The following is a 15,008-nucleotide window of genomic DNA, read 5'->3' on the forward strand; positions in this document are numbered from 1 at the left end:
GAGATCGCACCCCGAGAGAGAATGGACCGATGGCCGGATACCGCCGACAGCTCTACCGCGACGACGCGGTGGTGCTGCGCGTGCAGAAGCTGGGCGAGTCCGACCGGATCATCACCCTGTTCACCCGCCGGCACGGTCGGCTGCGCGCGGTGGCCCGGGGCGTCCGCCGCACCACCAGCAGGTTCGGCGCCCGGCTGGAGCCGTTCGGGCACGTCGACCTCCAGCTCGCCGGTGACCCCAAGGGCAACCAGGGCAGCTCCCTGCACACCGTCAGCCAGGTCGAGGCGATCGAGCTGTACGGCAAGCGGTTCCTCGGCGACTACCCCCGCTACACGGCGGCCAGCGCGATCGCCGAGACCGCCGAGCGACTGACCCCGGTCGAGCGGGAGCCGTCGCTGCGGCTGTTCCAGCTCACCCTCGGCGCGATGAAGTCGCTGGCCCGCGGCGACCACGCCACCACCCTGGTGCTCGACGCCTACCTGTTGCGCGGCATGTCGTTCGCCGGCTGGGCGCCGGCGCTGACCGCGTGCGCGGTCTGCGGCGAGCCGGGCGCGCACCGCGCGTTCTCGGTGCCGGCCGGCGGCGCCGTCTGCCCGGACTGCCGGCCCCCCGGCGCGGCCCATCCGGCACCGGCCACGCTCACGCTCATGTCCGCGCTGACCACCGGCGACTGGGGGTACGCCGACGCCGCCGACACCGCCGTACGCCGGGAGTGCAGCGGCCTGGTCGCGGCGCACCTCCAGTGGCATCTGGAGCGCGCGCTACGCTCGCTGCCGCTGGTCGACCGGGGTGTCCCGGCGTCCGGCGCGGTCCCGCCGCCCGGCGGCGCGGCGCCGGGTGTGTTCCCGCCGCGCGCCGGTGGGCAGGCCGCCGCTGGTGTCAACAGGGAGATGACCGAGTGATCCGATCGACGAGGACGACCCGTCGCGAGCCGTCGCCGCCGACCCCGCACCCGTCCGGCGCCCGGCCGCCGGCGCTGCCGGCCGCCGCGCTGCCCCGGCACATCGCGATCGTGATGGACGGCAACGGCCGCTGGGCCAAGGAGCGCGGGCTGCCCCGCACCAAGGGGCACGAGCAGGGCGAACACAGCCTCTTCGACGCCGTCGAGGGCGCGATCGAGCTGGGCGTGCCCTACCTGTCGGCGTATGCGTTCTCCACCGAGAACTGGCGGCGCTCGCCGGACGAGGTCCGTTTCCTGATGGGCTTCAACCGCGACGTCATCCGCCGCCGCCGCGACCAGCTCGTCGACCTGGGCGTGCGGGTGGTCTGGTCGGGTCGGGCCGGGCGGCTGTGGAAGAGCGTCATCTCCGAGCTGCAGACCGCCGAGGAGATGTCCCGTGACAACTCGACGTTGACGCTGCAGTTCTGCGTCAACTACGGCGGCCAGGCGGAGATCGCCGACGCCGCGGCGGCGATCGCCCGGGACGTCGCCGCCGGCAGGCTGCACCCGGACAAGGTCACCGAGAAGACGGTGGCGCGCTACCTCTACCACCCCGAGGTGCCCGAGGTCGACCTGTTCCTGCGTCCCTCCGGCGAGCAGCGCATCTCCAACTTCCTGCTCTGGCAGACCGCGTACGCGGAACTGGTCTACCTGGACACGCTCTGGCCCGACTTCGACCGCCGCCACCTCTGGTACGCCTGCGAGCTGTACGCCCAGCGGGACCGCCGCTTCGGCGGCGCGCTGCCCAACCCGGTGGCCCCGGGAGTCTGAGCTCACGCTTACCGACGTGGCGCGCGGGGTACCGGTAGGGACAACAGCACACGCGGAGGTGAACCACATGATTCAGAAGCGGATCGGGCAGTGGGCGGTCATGGCGGTCGCCGTGCCGCTGGCGGCGGCCGGCGCGCGCCGGCTCAGCCACTCGCTGGAGGCCCGTCGCGGGCCGACCGGGGTGAGCCGCCTGCTGACCAAGGGCGCGGACCTGCTGCGGCCGCAGAAGGCCAAGCGGCGTCGGTTCTTCTGACCTGCCGGCCGGCGTCGACCGGCCATCCACGGAACGCCCCGCATCCGCGGGGCGTTCCGCTTTACCATCGGCGCAGGGCGCGCCGCCGGGACGCGCCGCCACGGGGGTGGAGGATGCGCGATCTCCGGTACGAGATGACGGCCGCCCTGGCCGCCGCCGACCTGGTGGAGCCGACCCGTCGGGAGGCGGTGGCCGAGCTGTGCGCCGGGGTGGCCGAGCGGCACTGTGCCGAACTCGGCCACACCCCGGTGGTCCGCTCCGGCGAGATCGGTGAGCTGGCCGCCGGCGAGCCGGCCGCCGGATGGGCCCCCGACCCGCCGGAGCGCACGTGGTGAGGCTCAGCCCTCCACTTCGGAGCGGTCGCCCGCCCAGAGCGTGTGGAACGAGCCGGCCCGGTCCACCCGGTGGTAGGTGTGCGCCCCGAAGTTGTCCCGCAGCCCCTGGATCAGCGCGGCCGGCAGCCGCTCGGCGCGCAGCGCGTCGAAGTAGGCCAGCGACGACGCGAAGGCCGGGGCCGGCACGCCCGCCCGGGCCGCGTCGGCCACCACCCGCCGCCAGGCCGGCACGCCGGCGCTGACCCGCTCGGCGAACCAGGGCGCCACCAGCAGCGTCGACAGGTCCGGCTCGCCGTCGTACGCCTCCTTGATCCGGTCCAGGAAGCGGGCCCGGATGATGCAGCCGCCCCGCCAGATGGTGGCCGTGCCACCCAGGTCGATGTTCCAGTCGTACTCCCGGCTGCCGGCGCGGATGTGGTCGAAGCCCTGCGCGTACGCGACGATCTTGCTGGCCAGCAGCGCGCGGCGCACGTCCTCGACGAACGTGTCCCGGTCGTCCACCTGCCACTTCTCGCCGGCGTCGGGGAACACCCGGCGGGCCGCCTCGCGCTGGTCGGCGTGCCCGGACAGCGACCGGGCGAACGTGGCCTCGGCGATGCCGGTGATCGGGATGCCCAGGTCCAGCGCGCTCTGCACGGTCCAGCGGCCGGTGCCCTTCTGCTCGGCCTGGTCGAGGACCACGTCCACGAACGCCTTGCCGGTCGCCGCGTCGGTGTGGCCGAGCACGTCGGCGGTGATCTCGATGAGGAACGACTCCAGCTCGCCGCCGTTCCACTCCCGGAAGATCTCCGCGATCTCCGCCGGGGTCGCGGACAGGCCGGCCCGCAACAGGTCGTACGCCTCGGCGATGAGCTGCATGTCGGCGTACTCGATGCCGTTGTGCACCATCTTCACGAAGTGACCCGCGCCGTCCGGCCCGACGTGCCGGCAGCACGACTCGCCCTCGACCTGCGCGGCGATCTTCTCGAAGATCGGCCCGAGCTTCTGGTAGGACTCCGCCGAGCCGCCCGGCATGATGCTCGGGCCGCGCAGCGCGCCCTCCTCGCCGCCGGAGACGCCGGTGCCGACGAAGTGCAGCCCGTGCGCGCGCAGCGCCTCCTCCCGGCGGCGGGTGTCGGCGAAGTGCGCGTTGCCGCAGTCGACGACGATGTCCCCCTCCTCCAGCAGCGGGATCAGCTCGTCGATCACGGCGTCGGTGGGCGCGCCGGCCTTGACCATCACGATCACCGCGCGCGGCCGCTCCAGCGAGCCGACGAAGTCGGCCAGCGACTCGGACGGCACGAAGGTGCCCTCGTCGCCGTGTTCGGCGACCAGGCTGCGGGTGCGGGCAGGCGTTCGGTTGTGCACCGCCACGGAGAAGCCGTTGCGGGCCAGGTTCCGGGCCAGGTTGCGACCCATCACCGCCAGACCGGTGACCCCGATCTGCGCCGTCGCCTGTTCTGCCATGCGTACCGCCACCTCTCGTCCTCGTTGCAGTCCTGCGACCGTATCGCGGTCGCGGCATGAGCGGACCACACCTCGACCCTGGGTGAGGAGGCGGTGGCGCCGTGTCTCACCCCTCGGCGAGCCGCGCCTCGACGTGCGCCACCTTCGCGGTCAACGCGTCGGTCACCCCGGGGCGCAGATCGGCCTTGAGCACCACGCTGACCCGGGGCGCCTGGGCCGCGACGGTGTCGACGGCCCGTTTCACCACCGCCATCACCTCGTCCCACTCGCCCTCGACGGTGGTGAACATGGCGTCGGTCCGGTTCGGCAGGCCGGACTCGCGGACCACCCGGACGGCGTCGGCGACCAGGTCACCCACGGACTCACCCACGCCGAGCGGGGTGATCGAGAACGCGATCAGCATGCCGACGATGGTGCCAGTAATTCGGGTGCGGCAGCGGTCCGCGTCGGGCTAGCGTGTCGGCATGCGTAAGTGACGCCTTCCTCCGAGCCCGGTCCACCGCCGCAGATGCCGTGGACCCGTCCCGCTCCGGGCGTCCGCATCCTCTTCCCGCCGCCGTCGTCGACGGTGTCTGTCGTGGTCGGATCGCACCGGGGCACCCGCTCGGCGCGTCGCCGGTCGGCGCGCCCGACAGACAGGAGGCCCGCGGATGCCCGCGAAGCGCAACCCGAGGAAGTCCCGCAAGCCGTCGCCGCCCCGGCGGCAGCCCGCCCCGCCGGATCTCGACGCGCTCGGCGTGGCGCCGCCCACCCCGGCGGCGCTGCTCCCGGATGTCGCGTCGCCCGCTCCGGTCCTGCCCGGCGCGGCGTCGCCGAGCAGCACGTTGTCCGGTGCGGCGTCGCCGGGTGGTGCGGTGCCCGGCCCGGCGTTGTCCGGTGTGGCGTCGCCGGGTGGTGCGGTGCCTGGTCCGGCGTTGTCCGGTGTGGCGCCGCCGGGTGGTGCGGTGCCTGGCCCGGCGTTGTCCGGTGTGGCGTCGCCGGGTGGCGCGGTGCCCGGGCCCGGCCCGGTTCCGTCCGGTGAGTTGCCGGGCGGCGCGTTGGCCGAGCCGGTGCTGCCCGATGAGGCACTGCCCGACGCGATCTCGGTCGAGCCCGCGTCGACCCGTCCGGCGCCGCCGAAGTCCGGGCCGCCCGGAAGCCGCGGGGGCAGGCTCAAGGGGCGCAGCCAGCCCGCCGGTCAGACCCGGTTCTACGCCTTCCGGCGCAGCTGACCGCCGCAGATCTTGGAAGTCTCCGGCCCCCATGGGGGCACTTTCCTTCCAAGATCTTCACCCACCTCGTTGATCATGAAGTTGGCGGCGTCGGAACGGACAACGGGTGCCGGTAACTTCATGATCGACGAGAGGGGGTGGGTGGGTCAGCCGATCAGGGGGCGGAAGGTGCCCAGGAGGATGCTCGTGGTCAGGGCGGCGGCGGCCAGCAGGGCGGCGGCGATCACGAGCAGCGCGTCGGCTCGGGTGAACCGCTGCCGGCGGGCGACCGTACGCGGGGTGCCCGCATCGAAGCCGCGGGCGTCCATCGCCACCGCCAGCCGGGTGCCGCGCCGGATCGCGCCGACCAGCAGGGTGAACGCGGTGGACGCGAAGAGCCGCAGCTTGGCCACCGGGTTGCGGCCGGCGTCCACGCCCCGGGCCCGCCGGGCCATGCTGATCATCCGCCACTCCTGTTCGAGGAGCGGCACCAGCCGGAACGCGGCCAGCGCGCCGATGGCGAACCGGGCCGGTGCCTTCGCGTTCTGGATCAGCGCGTCGGCCAGGTCGGTCGGGTCGGTGGTGGCGAACACGATGACGCCGGGCAGCGCCACCGCGAGCATCCGCAGCACCAGCCCGAGCGCGGTGACCAGCACGCCCTCGGTGACCACCACCGGGCCGGCCTCGACGAGCACCCGGCCGGACCGGTCGGCGGCGAAGAGCACCAGCGTGACCAGGATGCCGCCGGCGGCGGCCAGCAGCGGCCAGGCCCGCCGGGCCAGCACCCGGTAGCGGACGCCGAACAGCGGTAGCACGGCCAGCTCGACCGCGATGGCGATGGCCGGCGCGACCGGGTCCAGCGTCGCCACCAGCACGATGGTGAAGACCATCGCGGCGGCCAGCTTCGCCACCGGGTTGCGTCGCGCCAGCGGGGCACCGGGCGTGGCCACCGGTTCCAGGTCGATCACGGGTCCACCCCGCCCGGGTCGGCGGGGCGGTCCAGGGTGAGCGTCCGGTCGGCGAGCGCGGCCACGAAGTCGGCGTCGTGGGTCACCGTGACCACGCCGTGGCCGGCGCCGCGCAGCTCGGCCAGCAGGTCGACCAGCTCCAGCCAGGTGCGCCGGTCCTGGCCGAACGTGGGCTCGTCGCAGATCAGCAGGCGGGGCGCGGTGGCCAGGGCGGTCGCCACGCTCAGCCGCCGCGCCTCGCCACCGGAGAGGGTGTACGGGTTGGCGCCGGCGAGCCGGTCCAGCCGCAGCCGCTCCAGCAGCGCGGCGACGGTGGCGGTGACCTCCGCCTCGGACCGGCCGGTCCGGCGCGGCCCGAGCGCCAGCTCGTCGCGGACCGTGCCGGTGACGAACTGGTGCTCCGGGTCCTGGAAGACCGAACCGATCCGTCCGGCCAGCGCGGGCGCGCGCCATCGGTGCGGGGGAGTACGCGCGTCCCGGCCGGCCAGGTCGGCGGAGGCGGTGACCGTGCCGGTGCCGGGGCGCGTCAGGCCGCCCAGGAGCAGCGCCAGCGTGGACTTGCCGGCGCCGTTCGGGCCGAGCACGGCGAGCGCCTCGCCGGCGCGTACCCGAAGGTCGGTGGGGGCCAGCCGGGTTGGCAGGCCGAGCCGGTCGGCGGTGAGCAGCACGTCGCCGGCCGGCGTGCCGGCGTGCCTCGGCGGCACGGTGTGCCCGGGCACCCAGACCCCGGCGGCGGCCAGCGCCTCGCCGTGGGCGGCGAAGACCGCCTCGGGTGGGCCGTCGGCCCGCACCCCGCCGCCGGGCTCCAGCACCACCACCCGGTCGACCAGCGGCAACGCCTCGGCGACCCGGTGCTCGACCAGGATCAGCGTGGTGTCCGGGTCGAGCGCGGCGGTGACCGCGCGGCGGATCAGCGTGGCGCCGGCCGGGTCGAGGTTGGCGGTGGGTTCGTCGAGCAGCAGCAGCCCCGGCCGCAGCGCGAGCGCCCCGGCGAGGGCGAGCCGCTGCTGCTCGCCGCCGCTGAGCGCGGCGGTCGGGCGGTCCCGGTGATAGGGGAAGCCGACCCGGCGCAGCGCCTCGTCCACCCGGGGCCAGATCTCCTCGGCCGGCACGCCCCGGTTCTCCAGCCCGAACGCGACGTCGTCGCCGGAGCGGGCCATCACGAGTTGGGTCTCCGGGTCCTGGAAGAGCACGCCGACGCGTTCGCGGGCCTTGCGCGGGTCGAGCCCGTCGATCTCGACGGTGCCCTCCTGCTCGCCGGAGTCGTCGGGCAGCAGCCCGGCCAGCGCCGCCAGCAGCGTGCTCTTGCCCGCCCCCGACGCCCCGAGCAGGAGGACCCGCTCCCCGCTCTCGACGCGCAGGTCGACCCCGCGCACCGCCCACGCCCGGCGCCCCCCGTGCCGCCACCCGAACCCGCGAAGAACCGCCCCGCTCACGGCCCCACCCCCTCTGCCTCGTCGATCATGAAGTTGGCGGCACCACAACGCGCCGAATTCACCGTCAACTTCATGATCGACAGCGAGAACCGGTCAGACCAGGGCCCGGTCCCGGCCGGCGGGGAAGCGGTCCAGGACGCCGGTGTTGGCCAGCGCCCGGGTGAGCACCCACGCGCCGAAGCCGGCGACGATCGTGGCGCTGACGATGGTGATCAGCGCGTAGGGGATGCGGTAGGAGGTCAGCTCGTAGGCCTTGTTCCAGTAGACGAAGTCGAAGATCGCCGCGCCGAGGCCGGTCAGCGCGCCGGCCAGCACCGCCACCGGCAGCTTGAACGAGCGGTAGCGGAACGCGGCGAACGCCAGCTCGGCGCCGATGCCCTGCATCAGGCCCTGGAGGATCACGATGCCGGCCCACTGGCTGCCCAGCAGCGCGGAGACGATCGCGGCCACCGTCTCGCAGTAGAGCGCGGCGCCCGGCTTGCGGATGATCAGGCCGGCGAGCACCGCCGGGATCAGCCAGACGCCGTAGAGCACGGCCTGCGCCGGCGGAAAGAACGCGAACGCCGCGTCGGTGGCGCTCCAGAGCAGGCCCCAGGCCCAGAAGACGACGCCGAAGGTGACGGCGATGACCGAGGCGACGACGATGTCGACGGTACGCCAGCGGTTGCTGTCGGTGTGGTTCATGACGGACTCCCAGTTCGTGGTGCGGAACCAGGAGAAGACGCACGCCGCACCCGGAAAACGCCCGGACTGCGGCGCGGCTGGAGGTCGACCGAACTCCCTGCGCTGGCATTACCCAGATCAGGTTCGAGGGTCTGCGGGCACCGGCCCGCACTCTCAGCGCTGTGCGCTCCCCTGTCGGATGTGAAGTTGTCTCAACGGCAGACGCTAGCACCGACGGCGGCCCCGGGCCCAGCAGGGCGACTGTCGGCTACGGTGGCGATCATGCGGATCGAGGCGCGGGGTCTGACGTTCGACGTACACACCGGCGGCCCCGAGGACGGCGAGCCCGTCCTGCTGCTGCACGGCTTCCCGCAGCACGCCGGCGAGTGGGACGCGGTGACGCCCGCGCTGCACGCCGCCGGGCTGCGCACGTACGCGCTCGACCAGCGTGGCTACTCGCCCGGCGCGCGGCCGGACGCGGTCGAGGCGTACCGGATCCCGGAGCTGGTGGCCGACGCGGCCGCCGTGCTGGACGCGCTCGGGGTGACCACCGCCCACCTGGTCGGCCACGACTGGGGCGCGATCGTGGCCTGGGGCCTGGCGGCGGCGCATCCGCAGCGGGTGCGGTCGCTGACCGCGGTGTCGGTGCCGCACCCGGCCGCGATGGGGCACGCGCTCGCCACCGACGCGCGGCAGAAGGCGAAGTCGGCCTACATGGCGCTGTTCCGGATGCCGGGCAAGGCCGAGAAGGTGCTGCTGGCGCTGCGCGGGGCCGCGCTGCGCCGGCTGCTGCGCGGCGTCGGCGACGAGGCCACGGTCGACCGCTACGCCGAGCCGATGCGGGAGCCGGGCGCGCTCACCGCCGCGCTCAACTGGTACCGCGCGATGAGCGGGTCGGACATGAAGGCGGTCGGGCCGGTGGCGGTGCCGACCACGTACGTCTGGAGCGACAAGGACGTGGCGATCGGCCGGACCGCCGCCGAGGCCTGCGCGGCGCACGTCACCGGCGACTACCGCTTCGTGGTGCTGCCCGGTGTCAGCCACTGGATCCCCGACGAGGCCCCCGGCCCGCTGGCCGAGGCGATCCTCGCCCGGACCTCGGGGACGGCGGAAGCATGACGGTGAGTGCCGAGGCGTACCTGGAAACGGTGACGTCGACGATGCGGCGGGTCGCCGCCGCGCAGCGGGAGAACGTGGCCGCGGCGGCCGACCTGATCGCCGCGTCGGTCCGCGCCGACGGGGTGGTGCACGCGTTCGGGACCGGGCACTCCGAGGCGCTCGCCATGGAGATCGCCGGCCGGGCCGGTGGGCTGGTGCCGACCAACCGGATCGCGCTGCGCGACCTGGTCCTGATCGGCGGCGAGCCGGCCGACGTGCTCGGCCCGAAGCTGGAACGCGAGCCGGCGGTGGCGCACCGCCTCTACGAGCTGGCCCCGACCCGGCCGCAGGACGTGTTCGTGCTCGCCTCCAACTCGGGGGTGAACGGGGCGATGGTGGAGTTCGCATCAGTGGTCAAGGATCGCGGGCATCCCCTGGTGGCGATCACCTCGGCGCGGCACTCGGAGCAGATGACCTCGCGGCACCCGTCCGGTCGTAAGCTCGCCGACTTCGCCGACGTGGTGCTGGACAACGGTGCCCCGTACGGCGACGCCACGCTGCCGCTGCCCGGTGGCGGCGCGGTGGGCGCGGTCTCCTCGATCACCGCCGCGTTGCTGGCCCAGCAGATCACCGTCGAGGTGGTGGCCCGGCTGGTCGCGGCGGGGGACCGGCCACCGGTCTACCTGTCCGCCAACATCACCGGTGGGGACGAGCACAACGCCGAACTGGAGGCGCGGTACGCGGGCCGGATCCGGCGCGGATCCTGAGCGGGTTTCGTGATCATCTGTAGCGGGCAAAGGCGCTGCTGCCGGCGGGCGTTCACCCGCCGGCCGTGCCGTCTTCACCGGAGGTTCACGAGTGTCCAAGGAATCCGAGAAGCAGCGTTGGCAGCGCAACTTCGCCGACCTGCTCCAGGAGCTGCGCGTCGCGCAGACCGGCGTGCAGATCCTCTTCGCGTTCTTGCTGACGCTGCCGTTCAGCAACGGGTTCACCCGGACCACCGAGTTCCAGCGTGACGTCTACATCCTGGCGCTGCTGACCGCCGCCGCGTCCGCCGCGATGATCATTTCGCCGGTGGCGTTCCACCGGGCGCTGTTCCGCCAGGGCCGCAAGCCGGAGCTGGTCCGCTTCGCCCACCGGATGGCCACCGGTGGCCTGTTCTTCATGCTGATCGCGATGGTCAGCTCGGTGCTGCTGGTCAGCGACTTCGTGCTGGACCGGCCGATCGCGTTCCTGCTCAGCGCGCTGACCGGCGTCTGGTTCCTGCTCTTCTGGGCCGTCCTGCCGTTCAGCCGGCGCAACTGGGGCGACGACGACATCGACGACGATGACGACGACCCGCAGACGCTCACCGGCGACTGACGGTCCGCCAAATCGGACGTGCACGCGACGCTACCCCTGGGTAACACCCGGGGGTAGCGTCGTTTTCGTCGCATCCGGACCGACCATCCAGGAGGCTCCCGTGACCACGACACAGAACAACGCCGACGGGGTGGGGCCGCTGCCCACCGAGGCCGGTCAGGTCTCGGAGAAGGAGGCCCGCCAGGTCGCCGAGGCGGCCCGCGAGTCCGCCTGGGACCGGCCCAGCTTCGGCAAGGAGCTGTTCCTCGGCCGCTTCCGGCTCGACCTGATCGACCCCTGGCCCCGATCCGACCCGGCCGACGTGGCCCGCGCCGAGGAGTTCCTCGGCGCTCTCGGGGCGTACCTGGGCAGTGAGGTGGACGGCGCCGCGATCGAGCGCGACGCGCACATCCCGGACGAGGTGTTCCGCGGGCTGGCCCGGCTCGGCGCGTTCGGCATGAAGATCGACCGGAGGTACGGCGGTCTCGGGCTGAGCAACCTGCACTACTGCCGGGCGCTGATGCTCGTCGGCTCGGTGAACCCGGCGATCAGCGCGCTGCTCTCCGCGCACCAGTCGATCGGCGTGCCGCAGCCGCTGAAGATGTTCGGCACGCCCGAGCAGAAGGAGAGTTTCCTGCCCCGGCTGGCCGCCGGCGAGGTGTCCGCGTTCCTGCTCACCGAGCCGGACGTCGGCTCCGACCCGGCCCGGCTGGCCACCACCGCCGAGCCGACCGCCGACGGCACGGGCTACCGCCTCAACGGTGTGAAGCTCTGGGCCACCAACGGCACGGTGGCCACCCTGCTGGTGGTGATGGCCCGGGTGCCGGCGACCGAGGGCCGGCGCGGCGGCATCACCGCGTTCGTGGTGGAGGGCGACAGCGACGGCATCACGGTGGAGCGGCGCAACTCCTTCGTCGGGCTGCGTGGCCTGGAGAACAGTCTCACCCGGTTCCACGACGTGTTCGTGCCGATCCAGAACGTGATCGGCGGCGAGGGCAAGGGCCTGAAGATCGCGCTGACCACGCTGAACACCGGCCGGCTGTCGCTGCCGGCGATGTGCGTGGGCGCCGGCAAGTGGGCGCTCAACGTGGCCCGCGAGTGGGCCGGCGACCGGGTGCAGTGGGGCCGGCCGGTCGGCGAGCACGAAGCGGTGGCGAAGAAGTTGTCGTTCATCGCGGCCACCACCTACGGCATGGAGTCCATGCTGGACCTGTCCTGCCTGCTCGCCGACGACGACCGCAACGACATCCGGATCGAGGCGGCGCTGGTGAAGCTCTACGCCAGCGAGATGGCCTGGCGGATCGCCGACGAGCTGATCCAGATCCGGGGCGGGCGCGGCTACGAGACGGCCGAGTCGCTCGAAGCCCGGGGCGAGCGCCCGGCCGCGGTCGAACAACTGCTGCGCGATCTGCGGATCAACCGGATCTTCGAGGGCTCCACCGAGATCATGCACCTGCTGATCGCCCGGGAGGCCGTCGACGCGCACCTGTCGGTGGCCGGCGACATCATCGACCCGGACGCCGGGCTGGGCCGCAAGGCGAGAGCGGGCGCGAGGGCGGGCGCCTTCTACGCGAGGTGGCTGCCCACGCTTGCCGTCGGCAAGGGGCAGACACCCGGGGCCTACCAGGAGTTCGGGCCGCTGGCCGGGCACCTGCGGCACGTCGAGCGGACCTCGCGGAAGCTGGCCCGCTCGACCTTCTACGCGATGTCCCGCTGGCAGGGGAAGATGGAGCGCAAGCAGGCGTTCCTCGGCCGGGTGGTGGACATCGGCGCGGAGCTGTTCGCGATGTCCGCGGTCTGCGTCCGGGCCTACGCCGAGCGATCCGAGCACCCGGAGAACGTGGAGCTGGCCGACCTGTTCTGCCGTCAGGCGCGGCTGCGCGTCGACGAGCTGTTCACCGGCCTCTGGTCGAACACCGACTCGGTCGACGTGGCCGCCGCGAAGCGGATCGTCGCCGGCCGGTACGCCTCGGTGGAGGCCGGCGTGGTCACCCCGCCCGCCGACCTGCCCTGGGTGGCCCGCTGGCAACCCGGCCCGTCCACCGCCGAGGACGTCCGCCGCCGGATCTGAAAGGAGGGGCCCCTTCTTAACGCTTTCGGTACAGGCGGAGGCCCCTTTTGACACCGCTCATCCGCGGGCGACCGCCCAGGCGATCACGCCGGCGAGGATCAGGCCGTTGAGGGCGGCCAGCACGAGGTACGCCGACGGCGGGATCTTGCGGCCCTTGCGGACGAAGCTCACCAGCACGCCCGCGTAGACCAGCAGCAGCACGGCGACGACGATCAGGAAGTACAGCACCGGCACACCCTACCGGCCGGTGCGCAGCCCCAGTCCGCGCAGCTCCAGCGCGGCGAGCGCGTCGACGGTGGCGTCGTCGCCGCGCCGCCACGCCTCGGCCACGTCCGGCGCGATCCGGGTGAGCTTCGACAGCGGCTGACCGGCCAGCGCGCGCAGCGCCAGCAGGTCCCGGCCGGCCGGCACGGCGGCCATCGCCTTCGCCGCGCCGGCCCGGCGCATCCAGCGCACCCGCAGCGGCAGCCAGCCGAACAGCACCAGGCCGAGCGGGAACACCAGGGCCGCGACGGCCAGCGCGAGGGCCAGCTGGCCGACCAGCTCCTGCTGGTCGCGGCCGGCCTCGGCCATCGCGCGGGCGGCGTCGGCGGCCCGGGTGAAGGGGGCGGTCAGCTCGTCGCCGACCAGCGGCACCCGGCCCACCTTGCCGCCGGCGTCGGCCAGGTTGTCGGCCAGGCCGCCGCCCGCGCCCTCCAGCTTCTGCCCGGGTACGGCGAGCTTCTCCACCAGGTCGTGCAACCAGAGCGCGAAGCGGATCGCCGCGTACACCCAGACGACCACGAGCAGATCGGTCAGGAGCTGGCGGAGGGCGGTCGGAAAACGGTCGGCGTAGATCTTCACGCCGGACAGCCTGCCACGGCTCAGCCGCGCCGGCACCGGTCGGATTTATCGCCCGGCGCAGGCCGGGCAGGTGCCGAAGATCTCGAAGGTGTGGCTGACCTCGGTGAAGCCGTGCTCGGCGGAGATCCGGTCCGCCCACTTCTCCACCGCCGGCCCGGCCACCTCGACGGTACGGCCGCAGGCCCGGCAGACCAGGTGGTGGTGGTGCCCGCCGCTGCACCGCCGGTAGAGGTGTTCGCCACCCGGCGGGCGCATCACGTCGATCTCGTCGGCGTCGGCCAGCACCTGCAACGTCCGGTAGACCGTGGTCAGCCCGATCCGGTCGCCGCGGCGGCGCAGCATGGCGTGCAGTTCCTGGGCGCTGTGGAAGCCCTCGACCTCGTCCAGCAGCGCGCTCACCGCGCTGCGCTGCCGGGTGGTGCGTGGGGTGCCGGTGGTCATGACGGTCCCTCCCCGGCGTGGCTGACCGCGTCCGCCACGATGTGCGCGACATGCTCGTCGACCAGCGCGTACGCGATCTCCCGGCCGCGCCGCGAGCCGCGCACCACGCCGGCCCCGCGCAGCACCCGCAGGTGCTGGGAGACCAGCGGCTGTGGCGCGCCGAGCGTCTCGACCAGCTCGTGCACGCAGCGCTCGCCCTCGGCCAGCTCGCTCACGATGGCGAGCCGGATCGGGGCGGAGAGGGCGCGCAGCAGCTCGCCCGCTCCCTCGAAGGCGTCGTACCCGTTGGTGCCGGTCACCCCGCAACGATAACCACTGCCGGTTGCGCCGGCCTCATCCGAGCAGCACCTCGTGCTCGGCCGGCTCGACCGGGTGCGCGGCCGGCGTCGACCGGCCCCGCCGCCGCAGCAGCGCCCGCGCACCGGCCGCCAGCAACGCCACCGCCAGGAACGAGCCGATCGCCACCAGCACCACCGAGGCGCCCGGCGCGGTGTCGGCGGTCGCCGCCACCCAGACCCCGGCCCCGGCCGCGAACAGGCCCAGCGCCATGGCCGCGGTCATGGTGGACCGGAATCCCCGGGTCACCTGCTGGGCGGTGGCCACCGGCACCACCATCAGCGCGCTGATCAGCAGCACCCCGACCGCCCGCATGGCGATGGTCACGGTCACCGCGGTGCCGACCGCGATGAGCAGGTTCAGCGCCCGCACCGGCAGGCCGGACACCCGGGCGTACTCCTCGTCGTGGCAGACCGCGAACAGCGCCGGGCGCAGCACCAGCATGGTCACCAGCAGCACCGCGCCGAGCACGCCGATGGTGACCAGGTCGGCCGGCGACGTCGTGGTCAGGGATCCGAAGAGGTACGCGTTGAGCGACCCGCTGCTCGCGTCGGAGAGCCCGACAAGCATCACGCCGCCGGCGATCCCGCCGTAGAAGAGCAGCGCCAGCGCCAGGTCCCCCGAGGTGCGCCCGTACGCGCGGACCAGCTCGATGACCACCGCGCCGAGCGTGGCGGCGAGCACCGCGACCAGCACCGGGGAACGGTTGAGCAGCAGTCCGGCGCCGACGCCGGTGAGCGCCACGTGGCCGATGCCGTCACCGATCAGCGCCAGCCGGCGCTGCACCAGGTAGATGCCGAGCGCCGGCGCGGCCAGCCCGATGACCAGCGCGCCGACCAGGGCGCGGAGCATGAAGTCGTACTGGAAGAGGTCCAT

General features: G+C 73.6%; 19 protein-coding genes and 1 riboswitch. Of the genes, 9 read left to right on the forward strand and 10 right to left on the reverse strand.

Features of this window, described 5'->3' with window-relative positions:
- Nucleotides 1-29 precede the first annotated feature (29 nt).
- The 4 genes from recO (at nt 30) to O7598_RS06140 (ending at nt 2,299) form a co-directional block, all read left to right on the forward strand.
- Complete coding sequence (gene recO / locus O7598_RS06125) at nt 30-902, forward strand: DNA repair protein RecO (protein ID WP_269690388.1); 873 nt, start codon at nt 30-32, stop codon at nt 900-902.
- Complete coding sequence (locus tag O7598_RS06130) at nt 899-1,711, forward strand: isoprenyl transferase (RefSeq protein ID WP_091071313.1); 813 nt, start codon at nt 899-901, stop codon at nt 1,709-1,711. Before recO ends, O7598_RS06130 begins: the two co-directional genes overlap by 4 nt.
- A gap of 67 nt (nt 1,712-1,778) precedes the next feature.
- Complete coding sequence (locus O7598_RS06135; protein WP_089158089.1) at nt 1,779-1,964, forward strand: hypothetical protein; 186 nt, start codon at nt 1,779-1,781, stop codon at nt 1,962-1,964.
- 113 nt (nt 1,965-2,077) lie between these two features.
- Nucleotides 2,078-2,299, forward strand: a complete 222-nt coding sequence (locus O7598_RS06140; protein WP_269690389.1) for a thioredoxin reductase — start codon at nt 2,078-2,080, stop codon at nt 2,297-2,299.
- A gap of 3 nt (nt 2,300-2,302) precedes the next feature.
- Here O7598_RS06140 and gndA read toward each other — a convergent pair whose 3' ends face one another.
- Nucleotides 2,303-3,745: an NADP-dependent phosphogluconate dehydrogenase gene (gndA, locus tag O7598_RS06145; protein ID WP_269690390.1), complete on the reverse strand. Its 1,443-nt coding sequence runs from the start codon at nt 3,743-3,745 to the stop codon at nt 2,303-2,305.
- Nucleotides 3,746-3,851: 106 nt separating this feature from the next.
- Nucleotides 3,852-4,148, reverse strand: coding sequence for an MTH1187 family thiamine-binding protein (locus tag O7598_RS06150; RefSeq protein ID WP_269690391.1), 297 nt, complete (start codon nt 4,146-4,148; stop codon nt 3,852-3,854).
- A gap of 247 nt (nt 4,149-4,395) precedes the next feature.
- On the opposite strand from O7598_RS06150, the gene O7598_RS06155 reads away from it, so the two are divergent.
- A complete protein-coding gene (locus O7598_RS06155; protein ID WP_269690392.1) occupies nt 4,396-4,956 on the forward strand; it encodes a hypothetical protein in 561 nt (186 codons plus the stop codon).
- Between the two features lie 146 nt (nt 4,957-5,102).
- Here O7598_RS06155 and O7598_RS06160 read toward each other — a convergent pair whose 3' ends face one another.
- The 3 genes from O7598_RS06160 to O7598_RS06170 form a co-directional block, all read right to left on the reverse strand.
- Nucleotides 5,103-5,903 (reverse strand): energy-coupling factor transporter transmembrane component T family protein, encoded by an 801-nt coding sequence (locus tag O7598_RS06160; protein ID WP_269690393.1) that lies wholly within the window; start codon nt 5,901-5,903, stop codon nt 5,103-5,105.
- Complete coding sequence (locus O7598_RS06165) at nt 5,900-7,339, reverse strand: ABC transporter ATP-binding protein (RefSeq protein ID WP_269690394.1); 1,440 nt, start codon at nt 7,337-7,339, stop codon at nt 5,900-5,902. Before O7598_RS06165 ends, O7598_RS06160 begins: the two co-directional genes overlap by 4 nt.
- Nucleotides 7,340-7,432: 93 nt before the next feature.
- Nucleotides 7,433-8,023 carry an ECF transporter S component gene (locus O7598_RS06170; protein ID WP_269690395.1) on the reverse strand — a complete coding sequence of 197 codons (591 nt, stop codon included), beginning with the start codon at nt 8,021-8,023 and terminating at the stop codon, nt 7,433-7,435.
- 76 nt (nt 8,024-8,099) lie between these two features.
- Nucleotides 8,100-8,206: riboswitch (TPP riboswitch) on the reverse strand.
- 78 nt (nt 8,207-8,284) lie between these two features.
- Between O7598_RS06170 and O7598_RS06175 the strand changes: the two genes are divergently transcribed.
- From O7598_RS06175 to O7598_RS06190, 4 genes are all read left to right on the forward strand, one after another.
- The gene (locus tag O7598_RS06175) at nt 8,285-9,121 is read left to right on the forward strand and encodes an alpha/beta fold hydrolase (RefSeq protein WP_269690396.1); all 837 of its coding nucleotides are present in this window, start codon (nt 8,285-8,287) and stop codon (nt 9,119-9,121) included.
- Nucleotides 9,118-9,867 carry an SIS domain-containing protein gene (locus O7598_RS06180; protein WP_269690397.1) on the forward strand — a complete coding sequence of 250 codons (750 nt, stop codon included), beginning with the start codon at nt 9,118-9,120 and terminating at the stop codon, nt 9,865-9,867. Before O7598_RS06175 ends, O7598_RS06180 begins: the two co-directional genes overlap by 4 nt.
- A 91-nt stretch (nt 9,868-9,958) precedes the next feature.
- A complete protein-coding gene (locus tag O7598_RS06185) occupies nt 9,959-10,462 on the forward strand; it encodes a DUF6328 family protein (protein WP_269690398.1) in 504 nt (167 codons plus the stop codon).
- A 100-nt stretch (nt 10,463-10,562) separates the two neighbouring features.
- On the forward strand, nt 10,563-12,512 hold the full coding sequence (locus O7598_RS06190; protein WP_269690399.1) for an acyl-CoA dehydrogenase family protein: 1,950 nt from the start codon (nt 10,563-10,565) through the stop codon (nt 12,510-12,512).
- Nucleotides 12,513-12,569: 57 nt separating this feature from the next.
- Here the strand turns inward: O7598_RS06190 and O7598_RS06195 are convergent, their stop codons facing one another.
- From O7598_RS06195 to O7598_RS06215, 5 genes are read right to left on the reverse strand one after another with little or no spacing between them, the layout of a single operon-like run.
- A complete protein-coding gene (locus O7598_RS06195) occupies nt 12,570-12,740 on the reverse strand; it encodes a hypothetical protein (protein ID WP_269690400.1) in 171 nt (56 codons plus the stop codon).
- Nucleotides 12,741-12,749: 9 nt separating this feature from the next.
- Nucleotides 12,750-13,355, reverse strand: coding sequence for a hypothetical protein (locus tag O7598_RS06200; protein WP_269690401.1), 606 nt, complete (start codon nt 13,353-13,355; stop codon nt 12,750-12,752).
- Nucleotides 13,356-13,400: 45 nt separating this feature from the next.
- Entirely contained in the window at nt 13,401-13,796 is a 396-nt protein-coding gene (locus tag O7598_RS06205; protein ID WP_269690402.1) for a Fur family transcriptional regulator, read from the reverse strand.
- Nucleotides 13,793-14,095 carry an ArsR/SmtB family transcription factor gene (locus tag O7598_RS06210; RefSeq protein WP_091071285.1) on the reverse strand — a complete coding sequence of 101 codons (303 nt, stop codon included), beginning with the start codon at nt 14,093-14,095 and terminating at the stop codon, nt 13,793-13,795. The genes O7598_RS06205 and O7598_RS06210 overlap by 4 nt, the downstream gene beginning before the upstream one ends.
- A gap of 34 nt (nt 14,096-14,129) precedes the next feature.
- Nucleotides 14,130-15,008: a metal ABC transporter permease gene (locus O7598_RS06215; RefSeq protein WP_091071283.1), complete on the reverse strand. Its 879-nt coding sequence runs from the start codon at nt 15,006-15,008 to the stop codon at nt 14,130-14,132.

Origin of the sequence: Micromonospora sp. WMMC241, from assembly GCF_027460165.1 — a bacterium.
Classification (GTDB): domain Bacteria; phylum Actinomycetota; class Actinomycetes; order Mycobacteriales; family Micromonosporaceae; genus Micromonospora; species Micromonospora humi.